Origin of the sequence: Gemmatimonas sp., from assembly GCF_036405635.1 — a bacterium.
Classification (GTDB): Bacteria; Gemmatimonadota; Gemmatimonadetes; order Gemmatimonadales; family Gemmatimonadaceae; genus Gemmatimonas.
In genome coordinates this window covers 18,089-42,727 of record NZ_DASWXE010000101.1, presented here as the reverse complement: position 1 = coordinate 42,727, position 24,639 = coordinate 18,089, and the positions used below count along the sequence as shown (strand labels likewise).

The window sequence follows — 24,639 nt, the reverse complement described above, 5'->3', positions numbered from 1 at the left end:
AGACGGCGCCAGTGCTCAGACCTCTGACATCTAGGACGGTCTGATCTCTCACCATCTATCTCCGTCGGAGTTCAGAGCTCTCAACATCTCTCGTCTGACCTCTGCAGCCCGCCCAACGACAGAGTTCAGAGGCCAGACCGCAGAAACCAGAACTGAGAGACCAGAAATCAGAACTGAGAGCCCAGAAATCAGAACGGCGGCAGACCAAAGTCTGCCGCCGTTCTGTCCATCTATACCGTTGTTCCTTATTCGTCGGGCATCGTGAATGCCGACGGTTCAAAGCTCGGGAGCAGTGCATCGAAGTTCGGCTCCAGCGCTTCCGGCATCGGCTCCGGCTCGGGCAGCGTTTCCGAGTCGACATCCACTTCCTGGTAGCGGTACAGACCCGTACCGGCCGGGATGAGGTGACCGATGATGATGTTCTCCTTCAGACCCAGCAAGTCGTCGCGCGAGCCACGGATGGCCGCGTCGGTGAGGACGCGCGTGGTCTCCTGGAAGGAGGCCGCCGACACGAACGACTGCGTGGTGAGCGAGGCCTTCGTGATACCAAGGAGGAGCGGTTCCGCCGTTGCCGGACGGATCTTGCGCTTCTTGGCATCGTCGTTGACGTCGCGGAATTCGGAACGATCGACGTGTTCGCCTTCGAGCAGTTCCGTATCGCCGGAATCGGCGATGCGGACCTTCTGGAGCATCTGCTTCACGATCACGCCAATGTGCTTGTCGTTGATCTTCACGCCCTGCAGGCGGTACACCTCCTGCACTTCGTTCAGCAGGTACTCCTGCACCGCACGCGGGCCCTTGATCCGCAGAATGTCATGCGGGTTCACCGGACCTTCGGAGATGCGGTCACCGGCACGCACGCGGTCACCCTCGTGCACACGCAGGTGCTTGCCCGACGGCACTTCGTACGTCTGTTCCTCGGCCGAATCGTCGGCGATCCACTGCCCCTTCTCGACCGTGGCCGGGCGCACGAACACTTCACGCTTGCCACGCTTGATTTCACCGAAGCGCACGAAGCCGTCGATTTCGGAGATCGTCGCCGGATCCTTCGGGCGCCGCGCTTCGAAGAGTTCGGCAACACGCGGCAGACCGCCGGTGATGTCGCGCGTCTTGTAGGCTTCGCGGCTGACCTTCGCGAGGATCGTACCGGCCGCGATGTTGCCACCGTCGTCGATCGTGATCACGGCGCCCACCGGGAGGATGAAGTCGCGCACGCGCTTCTCCTTGCCCCCGCTGTTCTGCCAGATCTCGATGTGCGGATGGAGCTTCTTTTCGCGGTCTTCGATCACGACACGCTGACGCAGACCGGTCAGTTCGTCGAGCTCTTCGGACAGCGACTCGTCTTCCACGAGATCCACGAAGCGCACCGTACCTTCCACGTCCGCGATGATCGGATTGGAGTACGGGTCCCACGTGAACACCGTGTCGTCCTTCTTGACCACCTGACCGTCCTCGACCATGAGGTAGGCGCCGAGCGGCACCTGCAGGCGGGCTTCGATGGACGCGTTCTTGTCGGCCGACGTCTTGATGACAAGCTCGCCTTCGTATGACGTGACGACCTTCTGTCCTTCCCGATTGATCACGGTGATCAGACGATCACCGAACTCGATCACACCGGCCTTCTTCGTCTTGCGTGCCGTCTGCTCCGCGATACGCGAGGCCGTACCACCGACGTGGAACGTACGCAACGTCAGCTGCGTGCCCGGTTCGCCGATGGACTGTGCGGCAATGATGCCCACCGCTTCGCCCAGATCGACCATCTGCATGGTCGCCAGGTTTCGGCCGTAGCACATGCGGCACAGGCCGCGCTTCGCTTCACAGGTGAGCACCGAACGGATCTTCACCGTCTCAATGCCCGCCTCTTCGATGCTCTGCGCCATCTCTTCCGAGATCAGCGCGCCCGCTTCCACCAGCATCCGCGGGCGGCCTGCTTCGTCGCGCTCCAGAGGATCGATCACGTCCTCGGCCGCCACGTTGCCCACGAGACGCTCGGCGAGCGGCTCGATCACATCTTCGCCTTCCTTCAGCGCCGCCGTGTCGATGCCGAGGATCGTGCCGCAATCCTCTTCGGCGATCGTCATGTCCTGCGCCACGTCCACCAGACGACGCGTCAGGTATCCGGCGTCGGCCGTCTTGAGCGCGGTGTCGGCGAGACCCTTACGCGCACCGTGCGTGGACGAGAAGTACTCGAGCACCGACAAGCCTTCACGGAAGTTCGACTTGATCGGGTTTTCGATGATTTCACCGATACCACCGGTGAGCTTCTTCTGCGGCTTCGCCATCAGGCCACGCATACCGGCAAGCTGACGAATCTGGTCACGGCTACCACGTGAACCGGAGTCATACATCATGAACACCGGATTGAAGCCGCCCTGCGACTCGCGCATCGTCTTCACCATGGCGTCGGCGACGTCGGTGTTGGCGTGCGTCCAGGTGTCGATGACCTTGTTGTAGCGTTCGCCGTTCGTGATGTTGCCGGTCGCGTAGGCACGCTGGAAGCGTTCCACGCGCTCCGACGCTTCCTGCAACAGAATCTGCTTTTCCTTCGGGATGTGCAGATCCTCGATGCCGATGGACACACCACCGCGCGTCGCGTTGCGGAACCCGAATTCCTTCAGACGGTCGAGCAGCGCCACCGTCTCCGCGAGCCCCGCATTGCGGTAGCTCTGGAAGACGAGTTCGCCCAGCGCCTTCTTCTTCATGTCCTTGTTGAGGAACGGCAGGCCCTTCGGCACGATCACGTCGAAGAGCACGCGGCCCGTCGTGGTCGTGGTCCAGGTCGGCGTCTCCTCACGGCGATCGAGCCAGCGGATCGGCGACTGATAGGTCGCACGACCGTTGGCGATCGCGATCTCGATTTCGGCCGTTTCCGTGAACGTCGGCAGCTTGCGCACCCACGCTTCATCACGGGCGTTCTTGTCGAAATCCGTCGGCGCCTTGGTCGCGACGTAGCAACCGAGCACGATGTCCTGTGACGGCTCGGCGACCGGACGACCGTCCGACGGCTTGAGGATGTTGTTCGACGACAGCATCAGCACGCGCGCTTCGATTTGCGCCTCGAACGACAGCGGCACGTGCACGGCCATCTGGTCACCGTCGAAGTCGGCGTTGAACGCCGCGCAGACGAGCGGGTGAATACGAATGGCCTTGCCTTCGACCAGCACCGGCTCGAACGCCTGGATGCCCAGACGGTGGAGCGTCGGCGCGCGGTTGAGCAGCACCGGGTGGTCCTTGATGATGCCTTCGAGCACTTCGTAGACCATCGCGTTTTCACGCTCGACGATCTTCTTGGCGCGCTTCACCGTTTCCGCTTCACCGCTCTCGACGAGCTTGTGAATGATGAACGGCTTGAAGAGCTCCAGCGCCATGGCCTTCGGCAGGCCGCACTGGTGCAGCTTGAGCTCCGGACCCACGACGATGACCGAACGACCCGAGTAGTCCACGCGCTTGCCGAGCAGGTTCTGACGGAACCGGCCCTGCTTGCCCTTGAGCATGTCGGACAGCGACTTGAGCGGACGCTTGCCACGGCCACGGATGGCCTTGGAGCGACGACCGTTGTCGAACAGCGCGTCGACCGCCTCCTGCAGCATGCGCTTCTCGTTGCGCAGGATGACTTCCGGCGCGCGGTGCGAGATGAGCTTCTGCAGACGGTTGTTGCGGTTGATCACACGACGATACAGGTCGTTGAGATCGGACGTCGCGAAACGGCCGCCATCGAGCGGCACGAGCGGACGCAGGTCGGGCGGGATCACCGGAATCACGTCCAGGATCATCCACTCCGGCCGGTTGCGGATCTCACCGCCCTCACCCGACGTGCGGAACGCGTCGACGATCTTGAGGCGCTTCAGCATCTGCTTCTTGCGATGCTGCGACGTCTCACCGACCACCGAACCACGCAGCGTCTCGGCCACCTTGTCAATGTCGAGGCGCTTGAGCAGCTCACGCACGGCCGGCGCACCGATGTCGCACTGGAACGCCGAGTCGCCTTCGGCCTTGGCCTTCTGGCGCAGCGTCAGGTACTCGTCTTCGTCGAGCAACTGGCGCTCACGCACCTCCTGGTTGCCCGGCTCGATGACGATGTAGTTGCTGTAGTAAATGACCTTCTCGAGATCACGGAGGGTGACGTCGAGCAGGTTGCCCATCGGCGACGGCAGGGTCTTGAAGAACCAGATGTGCGCAACCGGCACGGCCAGTTCGATGTGACCCATGCGCTCACGACGCACCTTGCTGAGCGTGACTTCCACGCCGCAACGATCGCAGATCACGCCGCGATAGCGGATGCGCTTGTACTTGCCGCAATGGCATTCCCAGTCCTTGACCGGACCGAAGATACGCTCGCAGAAGAGACCGTCCTTTTCAGGCTTGAAGGAGCGGTAGTTGATGGTTTCGGGCTTGGTGACTTCGCCCCATGACCACCAGGTGCGCAGACCGGCCATCTCCAGCCGTTCGCGCTCCTTGGGATCCTTCGGTCCGCGGATCTCCTCGGCAGAGGCGATCCGGACGGACATGTAGTCGAACGCCGACGCGCGAGCTTCGCGCGAGCTGCGGAAATCGATCATGCTTATTCCTCCCCGCCGTTACCGGCGACGCTACCGCCGGCGTCCACCAGCTCCACGCCGGTGCCGTCAGTGGCACCGAGCGTGACCTTGATACCGAGCGCCTGCAATTCCTTCACGAGCACGTTGAACGACTCCGGGATGCCGGGCTCCGGCAGGTTCTGGCCCTTCACGATGGCTTCGTACACACGGCTGCGGCCGTTCACGTCGTCAGACTTGACCGTGAGGATTTCCTGCAGCGTGTGTGCCGCGCCGTACGCTTCCAGCGCCCACACTTCCATTTCACCGAAGCGCTGGCCGCCGAACTGCGCCTTACCGGCGAGCGGCTGCTGCGTGACCAGCGAGTACGGTCCGATGGAACGCGCGTGGATCTTGTCATCCACGAGGTGAGACAGCTTGAGCATGTAGATCTCGCCCACCGTGACGGGGGCGATGAACGTTTCACCGGTACGACCGTCGCGCAGGCGGACCTTGCCCGTGGGCGTGAGGCCAGCAAGGCGAATCAGTTCCGATGCCGCTGCATCCACATCGGCTTCCTTGCCACCCGCGAGCATGCCCGCGAGCGCCGGCTGACCGATACGCTGCAACGTTTCCGCAGGTGAGAGCGCCACCAGCGCTTCGAGCGCCTCGATGGCCGCCGGCGCACCTTCCGGCACTTCGCTCGCGTCCCCACGATGAATCGCGATCGCGGCCCGCACGGCATCGAGTTCACGATCCGCGATGGCACGCGCACTCTGCGCGGCAAACTCCCGAACACGCGCGTACAGCGCCTTTGTCTCGGGCGACATGGCCTTGCCACCCAGGTCGTTCAGGTTGGCATCACCAAGCAGCTCGACCTTGTCCGGCAGACGACGATCCGGCTTGATGTCGGCCAGCAACGACTTCACTTCCGCCGTCGTGGTGTCGGACGCCGGTCCACCCAGCATCAGGGTTTCGCGCGCCCAGCGCAGACCGGCGAGCTTCATGAGCAAGCCGATTTCGCGCTCGTTCGCACCCTCGAACACCGGCGTCTTGGCGTAGAAGTTGAGCAGCTTCGCGGCCCACCCAAGGTGGGTCTCGAGGATCTGTCCAACGTTCATACGGGACGGAACGCCCAGCGGGTTGAGCACGATGTCCACCGGACGGCCGTTCGGGAGGAACGGCATGTCTTCTTCGGGGACGATGCGGGCCACGATACCCTTGTTACCGTGACGGCCGGCCATCTTGTCGCCGACGGAAATCTTGCGCTTCTCCGCCAGATACACCTTCACCAGCTGGATCACGCCCGGCGGCAATTCGTCGGGCTGCAGAATGCGGTCGATGCGATCCTCGGCACGCTCTTCGATGCGGGCCTTCTCCTCGGCCGCGGCATCGAGAATGTCGCGCACACGATCGTTCGCCTTCTTGTTCTCGACACGGAACGTCTTGAGGTCGAGCGTGGCGAAGCGCAGGCCGTCGAGGATTTCGCGCGTGAGCGTGGTGCCCGCGCCGATCGCCTCTTCCACCGTGCCTGCCTTGAGAGCCAGCGCCACGATCTCCCCTTCGAGGAGACGCGAGAGCTCGGCGTCGCGCACTTCGTTCACGCGAATCTTCTCTTCGCCCTCGAGGCGGCGCACTTCACCGATGCGCTCACCACGATCCTTTTCAACGACCTGGTCTTCGACGCGCGAGAAGATCTTCACGTCGATGACCACACCTTCCATGCCCGGCGAAACCTTGAGGGACGAGTCCTTCACGTCCTTCGCCTTTTCACCGAAGATGGCGGTCAGCAGCTTCTCTTCCGGCGAGAGCTCGGTTTCACCCTTCGGCGTGATCTTGCCGACGAGGATGTCACCTGCCTTCACCGCGGCGCCGATGCGCACGATGCCGCGCTCGTCGAGATCGACCAGCGACTCTTCGGCGACGTTCGGAATTTCACGCGTGATTTCTTCCTGACCACGCTTCGTGTCGCGCACATGCAGTTCGAGCTCCTGGATGTGAATCGACGAGAACACGTCGAACTTCACCAGGCGTTCGGAGAGCACGATGGCGTCTTCGAAGTTGTGGCCATACCAGGGCATGAAGGCCACGGTGACGTTGCGGCCAAGTGCGAGCTGCCCCATTTCGGTGGCAGCACCATCGGCGAGCACTTCACCCTTGGCGACCTTCTGACCCATGCGCACCAGGGGCCGCTGATTGATCGCGGTGTCCTGGTTGGTGCGCCAGTACTTCTTGAGGCGGTAGCGATCGAGCTGGCCCAGGCGCGTGAGCGGACGACCGTCGTCCACCGCTTCCTGGTTCAGGCCGGCGTCGACGATGATCTCGTCGGCCGTCACGTTGGTCACCACACCCGCACGGCGGGCGATGATCACCGCGCCGGAGTCGACCGCGACCGTGGCCTCGAGACCGGTGCCGACAAACGGCGTGGCCGGGTTGAGAAGCGGCACGGCCTGGCGCTGCATGTTCGAGCCCATGAGCGCGCGATTGGCGTCGTCGTGCTCGAGGAACGGGATCAGCGCGGCAGCGATGGACACGAGCTGTTCCGGCGCCACGTCCATGTAGTCGATGTTCGTCGGCGGCTCGAGCGGAAGGTCTCCGCGCTTACGTGACAGGACGAGGTCATCGACGAACGTGCCGTCGGGATTGAGCTTGGAGTTGGCCTGCGCGATGATCGCGTCTTCTTCACGGTTCGCGTCGAGCCACACGATCTCACCCGTCACGCGTCCTTCCTTCACGACGCGATACGGGGTCTCGATGAAGCCGAGGTCGTTCACCTGCGCGAAGCAGGCGAGCGACGTGATCAGACCGATGTTCGGACCTTCCGGCGTTTCGATCGGGCACATGCGGCCGTACTGCGAGTAGTGCACGTCTCGCACTTCGAAGCCGGCGCGCTCGCGCGTCAGACCACCCGGTCCGAGCGCCGAAAGGCGACGCTTGTGCGTCAGTTCGGCAAGCGGATTGGTCTGGTCCATGAACTGCGACAGCTGCGACGACCCGAAGAAGGCCTGGATGACCGCCGACACCGTACGGGCGTTGACGAGGTCGTCGAGGCTGATCTTTTCGGGATCGGTGTTGATGGACATGCGCTCCTTGACCAGACGCGCCATGCGCGAGAGGCCGACGGAGAACTGGTTCGCGATCAGCTCACCCACCGAGCGGATGCGACGATTGCCCAGCTGGTCGATGTCATCCACATCGCCGCGGCCCTCATGCAGTTCGACGAGCTGACGCATGATCTCCACGAAGTCTTCCTTCGTGAGGACCGTGGTGCGCATCGGCGTGTTGAGGCGCAGGCGCTGGTTGATCTTGTAGCGACCGACGCGGCCGAGATCGTAGCGCTTGGGCGAGAAGAACAGGCGCTCGAGGGCCTGCTTCGCGGTTTCACGGTTCGGGGCATCACCCGGACGGAGCAGCGCATAGATCTGCTTGAGCGCTTCCTCTTCCGCCTTGGTGGGGTCCTTGGCCAGGGTGTTCTTGATCAGCGTCGACTCGGCACGACCCGAGGCCACGAACACGTGGACCTTGGTGATGTCGGCCTTGCGGATGCGCTTGATGATGGCGTCGGTGAGGGTGGTGTCCTTTTCGGCCACCACTTCGCCGGTATCGTGGTCGACGACGTCGCGGGCCAGCATGCGGCGTACTTCACGCTCGCCGCGGTCGATCGCGTCCTGTTCGTCGCGGAGGTCGATCTGCGTGTACGACGCGAAGACCTTCACCGTGTGCACGCCCTGCCGCACGAGGCGATTCAGGACTTCCTCGGTGAGTTCATCGCCTTCGCGCACGAGCAGCTGCGCCTCCGAGCGTTCGCGCTCGGCCTTGGCCTTCTTGGTCTTGGGCTTCGGCGCATCCGCGGCCGTCACTTCGCCTTCGAGCGTGATGTCTTCGGCGATGATGGCGCCGAGCACTTCACGCTGGTCGTTGCGGGTCTCGCGCTTCTTGGTGAGGTCGAGATCGCGTTCGGCGAAGAAGAGGCGCAGGATGTCGCGGTTTTCCCCGTAGCCGAAGGCGCGCAGGAGCGCCGTGGCGGGGAACTTCTTCTTCTTGTCGATGTGGACGTAGATCACGTCGTGGATGTCCACGGTGAACTCGACCCACGAGCCACGGAACGGAATGATCCGCGACGACAGCAGACGCTGGCCGTTGGGGTGCGTGCTCTCTTCGAACACGACGCCGGGCGAGCGATGCAGCTGGGAAACAATGACGCGTTCGGCGCCATTGATGACGAAGGTGCCGAGCTCGGTGAGGAGCGGCAGTTCGCCGAGGTAGACTTCCTTTTCGATGATATTCCGGGGACGCTTGCCGTCGCCGGTATCCTCGAAGATGACCAGTTGGAGAGTGGCCTTGAGCGGGGCCGAGTAGGTCATGTCGCGTTCGATGCATTCCGCGACAGTGTACTTGGGTTCGCCGAGGCTGTACCGGACGAATTCCAGCGAGAAATTCTCGTGGACATCCGTGATCGGGAACAGGTCCTTGAAGACGCGCTCGAGGCCGACGTCCTCGCGCTCTTGCGAGGCGGCATCCAGCTGCAGCAGCGACTCGAAGGCGCGCGTCTGGATGTCGAGCAGGTGGGGCATATCCATGCCCGTCTCGAGCTTCGCGAACGAGATCTGGTTCATCATATCCTTGTGGGGCTCACCCTCGTGCGGGGTGCGCACAATCCGGGAAACCGGAGGCGCAAAGCGCTCCGTCCCCGACGGCTCCGGTCACGAAATCGCGACCGGAGCCCCCGGGGAGGAGCGATACAACGACGGAACTGCGGGGTGTCGACGTAGAGCCTGGCCTGAGCCGGACTTTACTTGACTTCGACGCCAGCGCCTTCGGCCTCGAGCTTGGCCTTGATCTGCGCGGCTTCGTCCTTCGACACGTTTTCCTTCAGGGTCTTCGGCGCGCCGTCGACCAGGTCCTTGGCTTCCTTGAGGCCCAGGCCGGTGAGCTCGCGCACCACCTTGATGACCTGGATCTTCTTGGCGCCCGCTTCCTTGAGGACGACCGTGAACTCGGTCTGCTCTTCGGCCGCAGCCGCCGGAGCCGCCGCACCGCCGCCGCCCGCGGCAACGGCCGCGATGGTGACGTTGAACTTCGTCTTGAACGCTTCGATGAGCTCGGACAGCTCGATGACGCTCATGGCGCCGATCGCGTCGAGGATCTCGTCCTTGCTCAGGGTGGTGTTAGCCATGGTGGTACTTTCTCCGTATCTCCCCCAGGGGGCCTGGGGCGTTTGTGATCAGGGATGCCTTGCGGCGAACGCCTGGGGAACTCAGTTGGAGCCTTCGAGCTGCGCCTTACGGGCGTCGAGGGCGAGGGCGAACATCATCGGGATGCTGTTGAGGTAGCCGGCGAAGATCGACAGGGCATCCTCACGGTTCGGGAGCGCGGCCAACTTCTTGACCATCGCTTCGTCGACCGTATTGCCTTCGTAGATCCCACCCTTCACCGCAGGCCGCTGGTCATTCTCCTTCGCGAAGTCGGAGATCACCTTGGCCGCCGTGATGCCATCCTTTGCAACCACCACCCCCGTCGGGCCTTTCAGACGCTGGGAAACCAGCCCGCTCTCGTTGACGGCACGGAGCGCCAGCGTGTTCTTGATCACGACGTAATCGACACCGGCCTTCTTCAGGCGGCGACGCAGATCCGTCATGCGCTTCACGTTCAAGCCCGTGAAGTCGGTGTAGTAGACCGCCTGCGCGCCGCTGAGCTGCGTCTTCAGGCTGTCGACCAGGATCTGCTTGTCGCTCTGCTTGGCCTTCGGCTTTCCTTTCATGGTGACGTCTCCCTCTTACCGGAACGGCGTGGTGTCGATGGTGACGCCAGGACCCATGGAGCTGGAGATCGCGACGTTGCGGATGTAAAGGCCCTTCGCCGCGGCCGGCTTCGCACGCACGATGGTGTCCATCAGTGCGGTGAAGTTGGTCTCGAGCTGGTCAGGCGCGAACGACACCTTGCCGATCGGGGCGTGCACATTGCCACCCTTGTCGACGCGGAATTCGATCTTGCCACCCTTCGACTCGCGCACCGCCTTACCCACATCGAAGGTCACCGTGCCTGCCTTCGGATTCGGCATGAGACCACGCGGACCGAGGACGCGGCCGAGCTGGCCGAGCTGTCCCATCTGGTCCGGAGTGGCGATCAGCACGTCGAAATCGAGCCAGCCGTCCTTGATCTTCTGGAGATACTCGGTTCCCACAAAGTCGGCGCCGGCTTCCTGCGCTTCCTGCACCTTGGCACCCGTGGCGATGACGAGCACACGCATCGTCTTGCCGGTACCGGCCGGAAGCACCACCGTGCCGCGCACCACCTGATCGGCGTGACGCGGATCAACCCCGAGACGGATCGCGATTTCGACGGTCTCGTCGAACTTCGCGAACGCCATCTGCTTCACCAGGGCGATCGCCTGCTTGGCCTCATACGACTTGCCGAGTTCGCGGCGCTCACTCGCGGCGCGATACTTCTTCCCGTTCGTCTTCATGAGACTCAATCCTTCACCGTGATGCCCATCGAGCGTGCGGCACCGGCGATCATCGCCACTGCGCTCTCCATGGAATCACAGTTGAGGTCGGGCATCTTCACCGTCGCAATCTTCTCGAGCTGCGCGCGGCTGATCGTCCCCACCTTCACCTTGTTCGGCTGACCCGAGCCCCTCTCCACGCCAAGCTCCTTCTTGATCAATTCCGCCGCGGGGGGCGTCTTGAGAATGAAGGTGAATGACTTGTCTCCGTAGATCGTGACCTCGACGGGGATGATCATATCCCCGCCCTGCGTGCGAGCGTTAAACTCCTTGCAGAACCCCATGATATTGATACCCTGGGGACCGAGGGCCGTACCTACTGGGGGCGCCGGGTTCGCCTTGCCTGCAGGAATCTGCAGCTTGACGAATCCAGTGACCTTCTTGGCCATGCGACTTCCTCATCGCGAGTTCCACACGCGGACAATCCGTGCGTGGTCTTGCTGCCACGGTGTTTTTCGTCGTGTGGTAGCGACGCCCTGCAAAGCCGTCATGGGTTTGGTGTTGCGAGTTCGGGGACACCAAACCCGGGACGCCAAACCCGAGACCGCTTTTCCTAGTATCCGCGCAGCTGGAGGTAGTCCAACTCCACGGACGTCGGTCGGCCGAACAAGCTGACCGACACACGCACCTTGCCCTTGTCGGGCAAGATCTCTTCCACCGTGCCGTTGAAGTCGGCGAACGGGCCTTCGGTGATCGCCACCGCCTGCCCCACGAGGAACGGAATCTCCTCACGCACCGGCGCCTCATCGGCCAGATCCGCCTGCCCCAGCAGGCGACGCACTTCGTCGTCGCGCAGCGGCATCGGATCCTTGTCCTTCCCCACAAACTTGATCACGCCCTGAATGGCGTTGATCTCGTGCAACGTATCCTGACTCGCCACCATCTCCACGAGCACGTAGCCCGGGAAAATCTTGCGTTCGACGGTGACCTTCTTGCCGTTCTTGATTTCCACCACTTCCTGCGTCGGCACGAGCGCCTGACGGATGAGACGATCCTCAGGCTGCGCCGGATCCATGTCGATCTTTCGCTGGATCAGCCGCTGCACCTTGTTCTCGTGGCCGGACGTCGTCTGAATCGCATACCAACGGTGCTCGAGCATCGACACGGTCATGGGTGCGCGCTCAACTGCCGAGGAGCATGCTGGGCAAGCGCACCAGCAGCGCCTGCAACGCCACATCCACGAGCCCGATCACAGCACCAAGGACCAGCACGAAGATGATGATCTGAATGGTCGCCTGCTGCAGCTGCGGGCGATCCGGCCAGGTGACCTTCTTCATCTCGGCGATCACTTCATGATAGAACGTGACCAGCCGCGTGCCGGCTCCCGGACGGGTTACCTCGACGGGAGCATTCATGACTACTTGGTTTCCTTGTGCGTCTGATGCTTGTTGCAGCGCGGGCAGTACTTCTTCCACTCCACGCGCTCAGGATGAAGACGCTTGTTCTTCATCGTGAAGTAATTGCGGTTCTTACACTCGGTGCACCCGAGGATGATCTTCTCGCGCGGCATGAAACGGCTCCGTGCTGCGTTGCGGACAACGCGTTGGCTGCGACAGTGGCGAAAATCGCCACGTACTTCGTGGCGTCAGACAACCCACCACCGGATTTCGCCGGTGTAGGGTGAGCCTTGCAACGTAGCGCGGTCGGTTGCCACCCGCAAGTCACGGGCCCGCCCTGTCCACACGGCCCGGGACGGTCTCGCAAGTGCCTCTGCCACGGGAGCTTAGTCCTCCCCACTGGGGCCCGAAGCGCCGCCGAAACGCCACGCAAGATCCCCCGTCCGGGTTGCCGTTTCGCCCCCGCTGCACTCAGTCCAGCATGCCGAGCCAGCGCTCCAGCGCCTCCCGACGGGTCCGGCTCACCCGAAGCCGCCCACCGCCCTTCAGCAGCACCTCGCCGTCTCCACCGGCCCCGCGCTTGAGCCCCTCCACTCGGTCCAGCCGCACAATCACCGACCGATGGATGCGCAGGAACCGGCGAGGATCGAGGCGGTCCTCCAGAGACTGCATGGACTCCCGGACGAGATGGCGCCGACCCGCCACCACCAGCTCCGCATACGGCCCGCTGGCGAGGATGTAGTCGATATCGGCCACCGGAACGGGCTTGACGGTTCCCTGCGACTCCACCGCAATCCGTTCCAGATAGCCATCCGCTGCAGGACCATGACCAGTGCCTACGCCCGCAGCACCGCCCTGCCCATCCGCTGATCCGACCGCCATCGCCGGCGTCCCCAATACTTCGATCAACCGCGAGCGCATCGTGGCCAGATCATTCAACACCACCAGCTTTCGCGCCCGCTGCAATGTCTCGGCGAATCGCTCATCATCGAATGGCTTGACCAGAAAGTCGAGCGCCGCCAGCCGGAACGCCTCCACCGCATGCTGGTCGTACGCGGTCACGAACACCGTGACCGGCATGGCGCCCGCGCCCACCTGGCGCACCACCTCCAGGCCGGTGATTCCCGGCATGCGGATGTCGAGGAAGACGAGATCGGGACGTAGCGTGCGGATTTGCTCCACCGCTTCCACGCCATCGGACGCTTCGCCCACGATCTCCACATCCGACTCCATCTCCAGGAGGTCGCGCAGGCGGAGCCGGTTGAACTCCTCGTCATCCACGAGCAGGACCCGTAGCCGAGTGTTCACGCTCATCTACATCGCCTCCGGAATCGGCAGGCGCACTTCAGCGACGGTCATGGAGGCCTCGCGGCGGAGCTCGAGGGCCGCCGAAGGTCCATACAATTGAAGGAGCCGCGCGCGGGTGTTACCCAACCCGATGCCGCCAGCTCCACCGGGGGCATCAAAGTCCCGATTGTCTGCCACCGGCAACGCGGGGTCGGCCGCCGCGTCGAGGCGACGAGACAGCAGCGCCTCGCTGCCATTGTCGCGCACCTGGATCACCAGTTCGTTCGCCAGTCGCTGCACATCCACTTCCACGACCCCCTCACCACGCAGGGGCTCGATGCCATGACGCATCGCGTTCTCGGCGAGCGGTTGCAGCAGGAAGCTCGGCACGAATACATCCATGAGTGATTCATCCACCGACTGTGTGATGGAGAGTCGTGCGCCGAAGCGCATCCGCATGATGTCGAGGTACGCATTGAGCAGTGCCAACTCCTGCCGGAGTGGAATCTCCTGCCGCCCCCCCGTCTCGAGACTCGCGCGCAGCAGTTCGCTCAGGCGCGCAATCATGCGCCGCACGCCTTTGGGGTCCCGATCGACGAGCGACGAGATGAGGTTGAGCGTGTTGAACAGGAAGTGCGGATCGATCTGCTGACGGAGTGTGGCCAGCGTGGCCAAAGCCAACTCGGCCTCGAGTCGCACCGCACGCTGCTCACGCCACCGCGATTGCAGTGAGTAGGCCCGCGCCAGCCCCGCAGCGATCACGGCACCGTACAGCACGGCGTTGTTGGTGAACGCAAACCAGATCGGGGGACCGCCGCCACCGCGGCGCGGAGGAAACAGCGCGGCCCGCAACCCGACGCCGAACGCGGTCATCAAACCGACGACGCCCAACCCGATCAACACGAAGCGGAGCAACTCGCCCGGAGTGAGTGCGTCTTCGCCTTCTTCCACCGTGTGTCCGGCGACCAGCTCGAATAGCAATGGCGTCGCGAGCGCCCAGCCCACGGCTTCCGCGATGGCGATCCAGAAGATGACACCATCCGAGGTGCCATCGGGACCGCGACGCCCCCCGAAGAGCACATTGACCACCGTGATCACGGCATAGAGCAGCCAGAACGCCGCGATGAGCAGGCGTTCACGGCGGGACACACTGGTGGAGAGGACGGCGTGTGTTCCCGTCGTCGACAGCGTCGACAGATCGGCGCGCAGGCGATCGCGTGGCATGGTCCAGCATACCCCGGCGCTGCGGAGGTCCGCCAGCAGGAAAGCCGGCCGGTGTTCCAGATGACGGACAGCGACCCATGAGCCGCCCAGGGCGCCATACGAAGCGTCATCCAACATGCAGAGTCTGGCGTTCATGCGCGTCATCCGACGGTTCGGAACACCAAACGGCGGTTCGTGCCGCGGCCATAAACGTCGGCGCTGGCCGCCGTCTACCAAGGTGAGTGGACCGCGCCCCACCGCCGTGGTGGACGCGCGCCGGGCGCCCCCCGCCCGTTCCGCCCTTATCCGAACGACCATGAACAGGCTGATGCAAATCACGGCGGCGACCGTTGGTGTTGCCGCTCTCGCCGGTGCCGGCATGTGGACCATGTCCAAGCGTGGCACTGAAGAAACGACCTATCGGTTCGCTGCCGTGGAACAGGGATCCCTGCGATCGACGGTATCAGCGTCGGGCACGCTCAGTGCCGTGCAAACTGTGGAAGTGGGCACGCAGGTGTCGGGCCAGGTGTCCGAGCTGCTGGTGGACTTCAACACCCGCGTGAAGAAGGGTCAGCTCATTGCACGCATCGATCCGATTCTGCTCAAGCAGGCAGTGCAGGATGCAGAGGCGGGTGTGGCCCGGGCGCAGGCGTCTCTCGCGCAGGCCAAGGAAGAATTCGAGCGCACGAAGACGCTGCATGACGAGAAGATCGTGACGGAGACGGAGTTCAACACCGCCCGCACGACTCTCGCCCTCGCGCAGACGAGCGTGACCTCCGCGCAGATCGCTCTCGAGCGCGCGCGACAGAATCTCGCATACACCAACATCTACGCACCCATCGACGGTGTGGTGATCGAGCGTGCGATCAACCTCGGGCAGACCGTGGCCGCCAGCTTGTCTGCACCGAAGCTGTTCGTGATCGCGAACGATTTGTCGCACATGCAGATCCTCGCGTCGGTCGATGAGACGGACATCGGCGCCATCAAGGAAGGCCAACAGGCGCGCTTCACCGTACAGTCGTTTCAGGACCGCCAGTTCCGTGGCAAGGTAGAACAGGTGCGCCTCGCCTCCACGACGGCCAACAACGTCGTGAGCTACACGGTCGTGATCGACGTGGCAAACCCCGACGGTGCGCTGCTGCCCGGCATGACGGCCACCGTGCAGTTCGTGACCGGTGAAGCCACCGACGTGCTGATGGTGGCGAACACCGCGCTGCGTTTCCGCCCGCCGGTGGATCCGGCCGACAGTGCCGCACGACGCGCCACGGCAACCGCTGGCGGCTCGGCTGCTGCGACACCGCAGGGCGCGCCTGGCGCTGGCCCGAACGTCGCTGGTGGTACCCCGCGCGCCGGTGGTCAGGGCGCAGGCGGATTTGGCGGCGGCGCGCCAGGCGAAGGCCGGCGTGCGGGTGGCCCGCGCTCGGACATGAGTACGATCTACACACTCGAAGGCACCAAGTTGGTTCCGCATCGCGTGCATATCGGCATCACCGATGGTACTCGCACCGAGATCCGTGGCGACGGCATCACCGCCGGCATGCAGGTGGTGATCGGCTCCAACGCCGGTGGCGCGACCAACGCGACATCCGGCACCACCGCGAGTCCGTTTCAACAGCAGCAGCAGCAGCGTGGTCGTGGCGGCCCCCCGGGTCCGTTCTGATCGGAGGCTGACATGACCACCAACACTCCCGTCATCGAGGTACGCGGACTGACGCGTACCTACCGGATGGGTTCCACCGAGGTGGCCGCCCTGCGGCAGGTGGATCTCACGGTCATGCCCGGTGAATTCATCGCCGTCATGGGCACGTCCGGCTCCGGCAAGTCCACCCTGATGAACATCCTCGGCTGCCTCGACACGCCTTCGGCTGGCACCTACCTGCTGGACGGCGTGCAGGTGGACGGTATGACCCGCAACGAGCGCGCAGACCTGCGCAATCACAAGCTCGGGTTCGTGTTCCAGGGGTTCAATCTGCTTTCGCGCACGTCGGCGCTGGACAACGTGGAGCTGCCGTTGCTCTACGATCGTCTGGCCCGGCACAAGGACACCAAGGCGTTGTCGCGTGCAGCACTCGAACGCGTGGGGCTTGGCAAGCGCATGGACCACCACCCGAGTGAACTCTCCGGTGGACAGCAGCAGCGCGTGGCCATCGCCCGCGCGCTGGTAACCAGTCCGACGCTCCTGCTTGCCGACGAGCCCACGGGCAATCTCGACACGCGCACCACGCTCGATGTGATGGCGTTGTTCCAGCAGCTCAACAACCAGGGGATCACGATCCTCCTGGTCACGCACGAACCCGAAGTGAGTCATTACGCCAAGCGCATCGTGGAGATGCGCGACGGCAAGATCCGAAAGGACCATCCGGTGGAAGACCGTGGTGACGCTGCCGTCGATCTGGCGGCCTACGATGCGCAGGAGGTGGTCGCATGAAGCTCATGGTCCTGCTTCGGATGGCGATGCAGAGCATCGTCAAGAACAAGATGCGCACCTTCCTCACGATGCTTGGCATCGTGATCGGTGTGGCTGCCGTCATCGTGATGGTGGCCATCGGTGCGGGTGCACGGGGCCAGATCGAGGCGCAGATCGCCACGCTCGGCACCAACCTGATCGTCGTCACGCCAGGCACCACGCAGGCTGGTGGCTCCAATCAGGGCGCACAGACCTTCAACCGCCTCACCATCGACGACGTCGAGAAGCTGCAGCGCGAAGGCACACTCTTGTCGGCCGTCTCGCCGGTGATCAACACCCGTACCCAGGTCATCGCCACCACGGGCAACTGGCGTACGGAAGTGAATGGTGTGTCCACCGGTTTCTTCCGCATCCGCAACTGGACGGTGGAGAGTGGCGCGGAGTTCACGGAAGAAGATGTGCAGGGCAAGCGCACCGTGGTGATTCTCGGCAAGACCGTCGCCAATGGTCTCTTCCCCGATGGCAACGCCGTAGGCCAGCGTGTTCGCCTGGGTCGCACACCGTTCACGGTGATTGGTGTGATGGCGGGCAAGGGTCAGGCGGCGACGGGCACCGACCAGGACGATATCGTCGTGGTCCCCTACAGCACGGCCCAGACGCGCATCAGCAACTTCTTCTTCATCGGCTCCATCCTGGCGATGACGGACAACACGAAGGACATCCCCGCCGCGATGGCGGAGATCAGTGACATCATGCGCGAGTCGCACCGCATCGGTGGGGGCGCCGATGACTTCACGGTGCGCGATCAGTCGGCGCTGGCGACCACGGCCACCAGTACCACGACGGTCATGACGGCGCTGCTGGCGGCCATCGCATCCATCTCGCTGGTGGTTGGCGGCATCGGCATCATGAACATCATGCTCGTGTCGGTGACGGAGCGCACCCGCGAGATCGGTATCCGCATGGCCATCGGTGCGCGCGGATCGGATGTGCTGACGCAGTTCCTCGTAGAAAGCGTGGTGCTGTGTCTGATGGGCGGCATCGTCGGGCTGCTGGCCGGCATCGGCGGCTCGATGATCGTGGGGCGTGTGACAGGCTGGCACACCACCACCTCCATCACGTCCATCCTCATCGCCACGGGCTTCTCGGCGGCGGTTGGTGTCTTCTTCGGCTACTACCCGGCGCGCAAGGCGGCTGCGCTGGACCCCATTCAGGCGCTGCGCTACGAATGAACGCGCGCAGGAGAACTCATACGATGCTTTCGTTTCACAGCATTTCGGTCAGGCGCGCCGCCATCGCGTTGAGCGTCGCCACGATGGGCGTGACGTCGCACGCCGCGGCCCAGGGCGCCATCACGGTCACCTTCGATGACGCAGTGCGCATCGCTCTCAAGCAGAGCGTGGCGGTGCGGCAAGCCGAGAACTCGGTGGCCACCAGCTCGGCCACCGTGCGCCAGCGCTCCTCGGCGTTTCTGCCGTCGTTTTCGCTGAGCACCAACACCGTCGAATCGTACGGCTTCACGTTCAACCAGAACGAAGGGCGCATCGTCGACCAGACGACCACGTCGGTCAACCTGAACGCCAACTCGGCGCTGACCGTGTACGACGGTGGGCGCAACATCGCCCAACTGAAGGAAGCGCGCCTTTCGAACGAGGCGAACGATTCCGATCTGGCCCGTGCACGGCAGACCGCCGTGTTCACCGCGGCGTCGGGCTTCCTGACGCTGGTGCAGCGGGAGGAGCAGGTGCGAGTCCTGCGCGACAATCTGTCGGCGCAAATGTCGCAGGACACCGTGATTCAGCGCATGGTGCGCGCCGGCGCCAGGCCGATCTCCGATCAGTATCAGCAGCAGGCGACCGTGGCCAGCGCGCAGTTTTCACTGGTCACCGCGCAACGTGACCGCGAGCTGGCGCGCGTGGCTCTCATTCGCGCGCTGCAGCTCGATCCGCGGGGGCACTACGACTTTGTGGCGCCGGCCATGGCGGATTCGATGCGCGTGGTGCGTTTCGACCTGGACAGCCTGCTGGTGCGGGCGCTGGGTTCGCGGGCTGATCTGGATGCGCTCGACACGCGCGTGGAGGCCACGGCGTTCACGGTGCGCAACGCGGCCGGTTCGCGCCTGCCACAGGTGTCCATGAGCCTGGGTTACGGCACAGCGTTCAATTCGGCCAGCGACTTGTCGTTCGGCGACCAGTTCAATCAGCGACGCAGTGGTTCGCTCGGTGTCGCGCTGAGCGTCCCCATCTTCGACCGACGTCAGGCCAGTGTGGCGGCCCAACAGGCGCGTATCGCGGCCGACAATGCGCGATTGTCGCTGCAGGATCGTCGCTTGGCCGTGTCGGCGGAAGTTCGTGAGGCCTACCTGAACCACACCGCGGCCGTGGAGCAGTACGATGCGGCAAGGGTCCAGTTTGCGGCGGCAGAGTTGGCGGCGAACACACAGGCTCGACGTTATTCGGTCGGCGCCGGCACGCTCGTGGAAGTGACGTCGGCGCGTGCCCAGCTGGTACAAGCCGCCAGCGCGGTGGTGACCGCCAAGTACGCGCTCGCCTTCCAGCAGTCGCTGATGTCGTACTATGTGGGCGACATGGTGCCTGAGAACACCACGCTGGCTTCCCTGTCGGGAGCGGCGGCACGCTAGTCAATTCCAGTCAGCGGGAGTGGTGCCACTTCCGGCGCCACTCCCCGGTACGTCTGCCCCCACGACGATGCCCGCTGACGCACTGCCCCCCTCCGAAGCCTTGTTGCAATCGCTCCGGTCCGCAGCATTCGATGGATTGAGTGAAGACGAGCGCCGAGCGCTCGGTCGATTGTTGCTGGATTTGCCGTTGGTGCGCGACACCGAACACGAATTCCGAACCGAAAGCACGTTTGGCGATCGCATGGCGGACCGCATCGCCGCCTTCGGCGGTTCGTGGCCGTTCATCATCACCTTCATTGTGGGAATGGTGGCGTGGACGTTGCTGAACACGGCCGTCCTCGGCCCGCGGAGGGATGCGTTCGACCCCTACCCGTATGTCTTCCTCAACCTGATGCTGTCGATGCTGGCCGCCTTGCAGGCGCCGGTGATTCTCATGTCGCAGAATCGGCAGGCTGAGCGCGACCGACTGGTGGCCGGGAATGACTACGAAGTGAATCTCAAAGCGGAGCTGGAGATTCGACTCGTGCAGAGTCGCCTGGAAACACTGCAGCAGGAGATGACGGCGCTGCGCGAATCCCTGGGGCCCCGCTCATGATGTGATGGCGGGGCACCGTTCAGTGGACGACGCCTACTTGTCGCCCAGGATTTCCTTGGCGCGCACGAGATCTGCCACCGATTCGGCGCCCATCTTCGTCATGACACGGCCGCGGTGCACCTTGACTGTCTTGAGCGCGATGCCGAGTTCGGTGGCGATGCTCTTGTTGGGCAGCCCGCGCGCGACACCTTCGAACACTTCGCGCTCGCGTGCCGTGAGGCGTTCGATGCGCTGCAGCACGGCCGTGAGCAGCTCGTGCTTGCTGCTGTGAGCCGCACGCCGGGCCACGGCGCGCTGCACGGCATCGAGCAATGCGCTGGGGTCGGCCGGCTTTTCCAGGAAGTCCACGGCACCACTGCGCATGGCCTGCACGCTGGCCGGGACGGTGCCGAATGCTGTCACAAACACGAGGGGCACGAAAACGCCGCGCCCCTCGAGTGACTTCTGCAGGTCGAGACCCGTGACCCCGGGCATGCGCAGGTCGGTGACGATGCACGAATAGCACGTCGCATCCGGTGCCTCCAGAAAAGCGCTCGCTGCTTCAAATTCGTGGACCGTGTATCCCTCGAGCTGCAGCAGGCGCACGAGCGAGATCCGCGCCGCCGCGTCGTCGTCGACGACCGCGACCGTTGCAGCAGGCAGTGATGCCCCCATCCCGTTCTGCGCCGGCACAGTGGTATTCCGATTGTTCTCTTCCATCACATCACTCCGGATAGCGTCAGCCCTTCAACGTCTCTTCCCGGAATGCCGTCGCCACGATTTGTGGCGGCACAAGAGAATCGGAATGCTCCGAAGGAGTCGGCACGGACGGGATCCAGAAGGATACGACAGCGCCGCCCTTGGGGAAGCACCCCACCGCGATATGTCCTCCGTGCGCATCGACCACACGGCGTGCGATGGCGAGTCCCAGCCCCATCCCAGTGGCACGGGAGGTCACGAAGGGCTCGAAGGCCAGCCGCCGCACATCGCGCGAGAAACCCCGACCATTGTCCAGTACCGTGATACGAATACCCCGTGCCACTGGGCGGGCACGTAGCAGCACCTTGCCGCCCTGCACGCGCCGCACGGCTTCAAGCGCATTCTGCAGCAGGTTGACGATCACCTGCTGGATCAGGACCCGTTCCACCGTGATGGTGGGTGTGCGATCCGCGATGCGTATCTCGAGCGGCACCTGGGCGGCGCTGTACTCGTGGCGCAACAGGAGCGCCGCGCTGTCCATCAGTTCGCGCACCGCCATGGTTTCGCGTTCGCCCTTTTCACGACGCAGGAAACGGCGAAATTCGCGCACGATCTCCGACGCCCGATGCCCCTGCGTCACGACATCGCGCAGCACATCGTCCAGTGCACGTCGATCCACATGCCGCCCATCGCGACCGCGCTCGATCATGCGCCGCGCGACCTCGGCATTGTTCACGATGGCCGCCAACGGTTGGCCGAGCTCGTGCGACAGCGACGCCGTGAGTTCGCCAGCCACGCCCAGGCGCCCGACCTGCGCCAGCTCCCGCTCGTGTCGAGCGGCTTCCTCGGCCGCATCACGACGGGCATGCAGACTGATCTCGCGCGCGCTCGCCACGGCCTGCAGCCCGTTGATGCGCTGACGATAGAAGAGTACCGCCAGACCAATCACGGCCATGGCCAGGAACACGCGCAGTGACTGGCGCTCGAGCAGCATCGGCTGCACATCGAACTGGATGGGGTCGGCCGCCTGCCACTGACCACCCGGTACACGGGATTCGAGCCGCAGCGTGTATGTGCCCGGCTCCTCCGTCACAAGGCGCAACTCCCGATTGATGCCCGCGGACACCCACTCCCGGTCGCGCCCTTCCAGGCGATAGCGGAACTGCACTTCGTCGGCGAAACGGAAGGTCGGTGCGCTGAAGGTGAGCAGCACGATGCGTTCATCGGGCGCGAGACGCACCCGGCCCTCGTCCGCAAGGCGACGGCCTTTCGAGGTGCGAATCTCGTCGACGCGCACAGTGGATGTGGTCGTAGCAGATGGGATTTGCCGCTCGTGCACTGTCACCAGACCAGCTACGGACGCGAAGCCCAGCACGTCCTGCGCCAGCATCGCGGCGGCCGGATAGCCGGCATTGCCCTCCGGCACCCCATCACCGTCGCTGAGCAGGCGCACATCCGGAATGTCGATACTGTCGACAAGCCAACGACGCAGTCCGTCTCGTGAGACCACGCTGATACCGCGGTTTCCCGGCATCCAGAGCCGCCCGCGCTGATCGCCCAGCAGGGCTGAGATGGTCTCATCGACCAGCGGGACAGCGCGCGCACGCTCGCCGGGTGCGAGATACCACAATCCGCTACCGTACGTGCCGATCCAGACACCGCGCCCCGGCTCCACAAGCAACGCGCGGGGGACGGCGCGTGGCACACCTTCGGCCTGTGCAGAAACTTCGAGCGTACGGCCGCGCCACCGTGTGATGCGCCCAAGTTGGCCCACCCAGATGGTGCCATCGTCGTCGCGTACCATCGATTCGATGGCGAGGTTGGACACCTGATCCCACGGCGCCATCATACGCAACGAGTCGTCGGGGGCGATGCCCGCGATACGTCCGTCGGAGAGGCCGAACATCAGCGTGTCGCCGAGCAGCATCATGGGGCGCGCGAGGCTGAGATTGTTGCCCCACCGGGGAAGCGCCCATTCCCGCAGTTGCCCCGCCGCATCGCGGCGCTTCACCACACCGTCGTTGCCGAACCAGAGAGCACCACGACGATCCAGCAGCATGCTGCGCACGCAGCCGCCATTGCGCGGCCGGGCGATGGAATCGAGCGCCACACCCTGCTGGTCGATGAGATAGACATCGGTGCAACTGCCGGTCACCCATGCGCGCCCCGCACCCGCGGGCACCATCGACGAGACTTCGCGGTGCCTTTCGCCCGCTGGATTCTCCGTCACGTGCACCACGCTCTCGCGCATCGTGAACAGCCCCTGCAGCGTACCGCCCACCAGCACATCGTCCGGTGTCAGCAGCAACGAAAAGATGTCGCTGTTGGTGCGTAGCAGCAGTTCGGGCCGTGACACGACGGCCTGCGAGGCACCGGTGCGAAAGCGGTACAGGCGATTGTCACCCGCCACCCAGATCATTCCGCGACCATCAGAGATGATCGCATGCACCCGCCCCTGCACTTCGGGCACCTTCTGCAACGCGCCGTTGATGAGCACGTACAGTCCATCGGGCTGGCCAAGCCAGACATGACCGTATCGATCGGCATGAATGCCGAAGTCATGTTCGTCGACGGCCTTGGCCTGCGCGCGCGCGAGAATCTCCTCGCCTTCGGCCGTCGCCCGAATCAGGCCGGATGGACCGGCATAGAGCAGTGCGCCCGTACGGTCTACGGTCAGTCCGGAGTAGGACAGGTGCGGAAGAGGTCCCTTGCTCCAGCGTCCATCGCGGTAGAAGTGGACATTGTCGCCGCTCCGCAACCAGGTCGTGCCGGTCCCGTCGATGGCCAGCGCATCAACACCGAGTAGCAACGGACGGTCGCTGGACGTCAGCGTGTCGATCAGGCGCCCACCGCGCATCCTCCCGATGGTGCCAAGCGGCGTGCCCACATACAGCAGGCCTTCAGGCCCCGTGAGCAATGCCGTCACGGAGTTGGTGACCAACATGGGCACGTCCGCGACCGCATACCGGGTGATGATCTGCCCATCGAACCGGAACAATCCACCGAACGTGGCTCCCCAGACGTAGCCGTCGCCGTCCAGGGCCAACTCGGTGACCGAGCCCTGCGGAAGCCCCTGCTCCACACCCCAGATCCGGGCGCTGACTCGGCTGTCCACTGGATCGACCCGCAGCCGGCTCGCCCGGGGCTGCCCCGACAGGGGGGCCGCCGCCAGCACCAGCAGGCATGCCCAGACAATCTGCCAGAAGGACATGGACGGGAGGCTCGACTGAGCGGACGCGATCCGCACGGTGTGCGCGGTTCTGGACCAGCGGGAAGTCGCCACGGAGGGGGCGGAGCGGCCGGGAGGGGTGGACGCGTCAGACAAACAAGAAGCCCCACCGCCTCGGGAAAGACGATGGGGCTGACTCACCATAAAACCATGACCAAGAGCTCACGACCGGGATCGAACCGGTGACCTCATCCTTACCAAGGATGTGCTCTGCCGACTGAGCTACGTGAGCAGTACAGCAGA

The 24,639-nt window shown here is 64.1% G+C and carries 18 protein-coding genes and 1 tRNA gene; 5 read left to right on the top strand and 14 right to left on the bottom strand.

The genetic code is table 11. From position 1 onward, the window contains the following. Positions 1 to 245 precede the first annotated feature (245 nt). The 11 genes from rpoC to VGE27_RS08795 all read right to left on the bottom strand — a co-directional run bounded on the left by rpoC (position 246) and on the right by VGE27_RS08795 (position 14,867). Positions 246 to 4,559, bottom strand: a complete 4,314-nt coding sequence (gene rpoC / locus VGE27_RS08845) for a DNA-directed RNA polymerase subunit beta' (protein ID WP_331049287.1) — start codon at positions 4,557 to 4,559, stop codon at positions 246 to 248. A 2-nt stretch (positions 4,560 to 4,561) separates the two neighbouring features. Continuing rightward, complete coding sequence (gene rpoB, locus VGE27_RS08840; RefSeq protein ID WP_331049286.1) at positions 4,562 to 9,130, bottom strand: DNA-directed RNA polymerase subunit beta; 4,569 nt, start codon at positions 9,128 to 9,130, stop codon at positions 4,562 to 4,564. Positions 9,131 to 9,306: 176 nt separating this feature from the next. After that, the gene (gene rplL / locus VGE27_RS08835) at positions 9,307 to 9,690 is read right to left on the bottom strand and encodes a 50S ribosomal protein L7/L12 (protein WP_331049285.1); all 384 of its coding nucleotides are present in this window, start codon (positions 9,688 to 9,690) and stop codon (positions 9,307 to 9,309) included. A gap of 81 nt (positions 9,691 to 9,771) precedes the next feature. Further along, the gene (gene rplJ, locus VGE27_RS08830) at positions 9,772 to 10,275 is read right to left on the bottom strand and encodes a 50S ribosomal protein L10 (RefSeq protein WP_331049284.1); all 504 of its coding nucleotides are present in this window, start codon (positions 10,273 to 10,275) and stop codon (positions 9,772 to 9,774) included. Between the two features lie 15 nt (positions 10,276 to 10,290). After that, on the bottom strand, positions 10,291 to 10,980 hold the full coding sequence (gene rplA / locus VGE27_RS08825) for a 50S ribosomal protein L1 (protein WP_331049283.1): 690 nt from the start codon (positions 10,978 to 10,980) through the stop codon (positions 10,291 to 10,293). Positions 10,981 to 10,985: 5 nt separating this feature from the next. Beyond that, complete coding sequence (rplK, locus tag VGE27_RS08820; RefSeq protein ID WP_331049282.1) at positions 10,986 to 11,408, bottom strand: 50S ribosomal protein L11; 423 nt, start codon at positions 11,406 to 11,408, stop codon at positions 10,986 to 10,988. A 164-nt stretch (positions 11,409 to 11,572) separates the two neighbouring features. Continuing rightward, the gene (gene nusG, locus VGE27_RS08815; protein ID WP_331049281.1) at positions 11,573 to 12,130 is read right to left on the bottom strand and encodes a transcription termination/antitermination protein NusG; all 558 of its coding nucleotides are present in this window, start codon (positions 12,128 to 12,130) and stop codon (positions 11,573 to 11,575) included. A gap of 10 nt (positions 12,131 to 12,140) precedes the next feature. Next, positions 12,141 to 12,374: a preprotein translocase subunit SecE gene (gene secE, locus VGE27_RS08810; RefSeq protein ID WP_331049280.1), complete on the bottom strand. Its 234-nt coding sequence runs from the start codon at positions 12,372 to 12,374 to the stop codon at positions 12,141 to 12,143. A 2-nt stretch (positions 12,375 to 12,376) separates the two neighbouring features. Then, positions 12,377 to 12,529 carry a 50S ribosomal protein L33 gene (rpmG, locus tag VGE27_RS08805; RefSeq protein WP_012682337.1) on the bottom strand — a complete coding sequence of 51 codons (153 nt, stop codon included), beginning with the start codon at positions 12,527 to 12,529 and terminating at the stop codon, positions 12,377 to 12,379. 298 nt (positions 12,530 to 12,827) lie between these two features. Then, the gene (locus VGE27_RS08800; RefSeq protein ID WP_331049279.1) at positions 12,828 to 13,670 is read right to left on the bottom strand and encodes a LytTR family DNA-binding domain-containing protein; all 843 of its coding nucleotides are present in this window, start codon (positions 13,668 to 13,670) and stop codon (positions 12,828 to 12,830) included. After that, positions 13,671 to 14,867, bottom strand: coding sequence for a sensor histidine kinase (locus tag VGE27_RS08795; RefSeq protein WP_331049278.1), 1,197 nt, complete (start codon positions 14,865 to 14,867; stop codon positions 13,671 to 13,673). It abuts the gene before it with no gap. Between the two features lie 295 nt (positions 14,868 to 15,162). On the opposite strand from VGE27_RS08795, the gene VGE27_RS08790 reads away from it, so the two are divergent. The 5 genes from VGE27_RS08790 (at position 15,163) to VGE27_RS08770 (ending at position 20,489) form a co-directional block, all read left to right on the top strand. After that, the gene (locus VGE27_RS08790) at positions 15,163 to 16,506 is read left to right on the top strand and encodes an efflux RND transporter periplasmic adaptor subunit (protein ID WP_331049277.1); all 1,344 of its coding nucleotides are present in this window, start codon (positions 15,163 to 15,165) and stop codon (positions 16,504 to 16,506) included. Positions 16,507 to 16,518: 12 nt separating this feature from the next. Next, positions 16,519 to 17,274: an ABC transporter ATP-binding protein gene (locus VGE27_RS08785; RefSeq protein ID WP_331049276.1), complete on the top strand. Its 756-nt coding sequence runs from the start codon at positions 16,519 to 16,521 to the stop codon at positions 17,272 to 17,274. Next, positions 17,271 to 18,485: an ABC transporter permease gene (locus VGE27_RS08780; protein WP_331049275.1), complete on the top strand. Its 1,215-nt coding sequence runs from the start codon at positions 17,271 to 17,273 to the stop codon at positions 18,483 to 18,485. The genes VGE27_RS08785 and VGE27_RS08780 overlap by 4 nt, the downstream gene beginning before the upstream one ends. Before the next feature lie 23 nt (positions 18,486 to 18,508). Then, positions 18,509 to 19,894, top strand: coding sequence for a TolC family protein (locus tag VGE27_RS08775; RefSeq protein ID WP_331049274.1), 1,386 nt, complete (start codon positions 18,509 to 18,511; stop codon positions 19,892 to 19,894). 67 nt (positions 19,895 to 19,961) lie between these two features. Next, the gene (locus VGE27_RS08770) at positions 19,962 to 20,489 is read left to right on the top strand and encodes a DUF1003 domain-containing protein (protein ID WP_331049273.1); all 528 of its coding nucleotides are present in this window, start codon (positions 19,962 to 19,964) and stop codon (positions 20,487 to 20,489) included. Between the two features lie 33 nt (positions 20,490 to 20,522). On the opposite strand, the gene VGE27_RS08765 is transcribed toward VGE27_RS08770, so the two are convergent. The 3 genes from VGE27_RS08765 to VGE27_RS08755 form a co-directional block, all read right to left on the bottom strand. Continuing rightward, positions 20,523 to 21,188 (bottom strand): response regulator transcription factor, encoded by a 666-nt coding sequence (locus VGE27_RS08765; protein ID WP_331049272.1) that lies wholly within the window; start codon positions 21,186 to 21,188, stop codon positions 20,523 to 20,525. 19 nt (positions 21,189 to 21,207) lie between these two features. After that, on the bottom strand, positions 21,208 to 24,378 hold the full coding sequence (locus tag VGE27_RS08760) for a sensor histidine kinase (protein WP_331049271.1): 3,171 nt from the start codon (positions 24,376 to 24,378) through the stop codon (positions 21,208 to 21,210). A 177-nt stretch (positions 24,379 to 24,555) separates the two neighbouring features. After that, positions 24,556 to 24,628 (bottom strand) — tRNA-Thr (locus tag VGE27_RS08755). Between the last annotated feature and the right edge of the window lie 11 nt (positions 24,629 to 24,639).

Excerpts from the sequence above, each read along its gene's own strand:
- VGE27_RS08770 (WP_331049273.1), top strand. The coding sequence starts at position 19,962 with ATGCCCGCTGACGCACTGCCCCCCTCCGAAGCCTTGTTGCAATCGCTC.
- VGE27_RS08765 (WP_331049272.1), bottom strand. The coding sequence starts at position 21,188 with ATGGAAGAGAACAATCGGAATACCACTGTGCCGGCGCAGAACGGGATG.
- nusG (WP_331049281.1), bottom strand. The coding sequence starts at position 12,130 with ATGACCGTGTCGATGCTCGAGCACCGTTGGTATGCGATTCAGACGACG.
- secE (WP_331049280.1), bottom strand. The coding sequence starts at position 12,374 with ATGAATGCTCCCGTCGAGGTAACCCGTCCGGGAGCCGGCACGCGGCTG.
- rplA (WP_331049283.1), bottom strand. The coding sequence starts at position 10,980 with ATGAAGACGAACGGGAAGAAGTATCGCGCCGCGAGTGAGCGCCGCGAA.
- rpmG (WP_012682337.1), bottom strand. The coding sequence starts at position 12,529 with ATGCCGCGCGAGAAGATCATCCTCGGGTGCACCGAGTGTAAGAACCGC.
- VGE27_RS08780 (WP_331049275.1), top strand. The coding sequence starts at position 17,271 with ATGAAGCTCATGGTCCTGCTTCGGATGGCGATGCAGAGCATCGTCAAG.
- rplL (WP_331049285.1), bottom strand. The coding sequence starts at position 9,690 with ATGGCTAACACCACCCTGAGCAAGGACGAGATCCTCGACGCGATCGGC.
- rplK (WP_331049282.1), bottom strand. The coding sequence starts at position 11,408 with ATGGCCAAGAAGGTCACTGGATTCGTCAAGCTGCAGATTCCTGCAGGC.
- VGE27_RS08785 (WP_331049276.1), top strand. The coding sequence starts at position 16,519 with ATGACCACCAACACTCCCGTCATCGAGGTACGCGGACTGACGCGTACC.
- VGE27_RS08790 (WP_331049277.1), top strand. The coding sequence starts at position 15,163 with ATGAACAGGCTGATGCAAATCACGGCGGCGACCGTTGGTGTTGCCGCT.
- rpoB (WP_331049286.1), bottom strand. The coding sequence starts at position 9,130 with ATGAACCAGATCTCGTTCGCGAAGCTCGAGACGGGCATGGATATGCCC.
- rplJ (WP_331049284.1), bottom strand. The coding sequence starts at position 10,275 with ATGAAAGGAAAGCCGAAGGCCAAGCAGAGCGACAAGCAGATCCTGGTC.
- VGE27_RS08795 (WP_331049278.1), bottom strand. The coding sequence starts at position 14,867 with ATGCCACGCGATCGCCTGCGCGCCGATCTGTCGACGCTGTCGACGACG.
- VGE27_RS08775 (WP_331049274.1), top strand. The coding sequence starts at position 18,509 with ATGCTTTCGTTTCACAGCATTTCGGTCAGGCGCGCCGCCATCGCGTTG.
- VGE27_RS08800 (WP_331049279.1), bottom strand. The coding sequence starts at position 13,670 with ATGAGCGTGAACACTCGGCTACGGGTCCTGCTCGTGGATGACGAGGAG.
- rpoC (WP_331049287.1), bottom strand. The coding sequence starts at position 4,559 with ATGATCGATTTCCGCAGCTCGCGCGAAGCTCGCGCGTCGGCGTTCGAC.
- VGE27_RS08760 (WP_331049271.1), bottom strand. The coding sequence starts at position 24,378 with ATGTCCTTCTGGCAGATTGTCTGGGCATGCCTGCTGGTGCTGGCGGCG.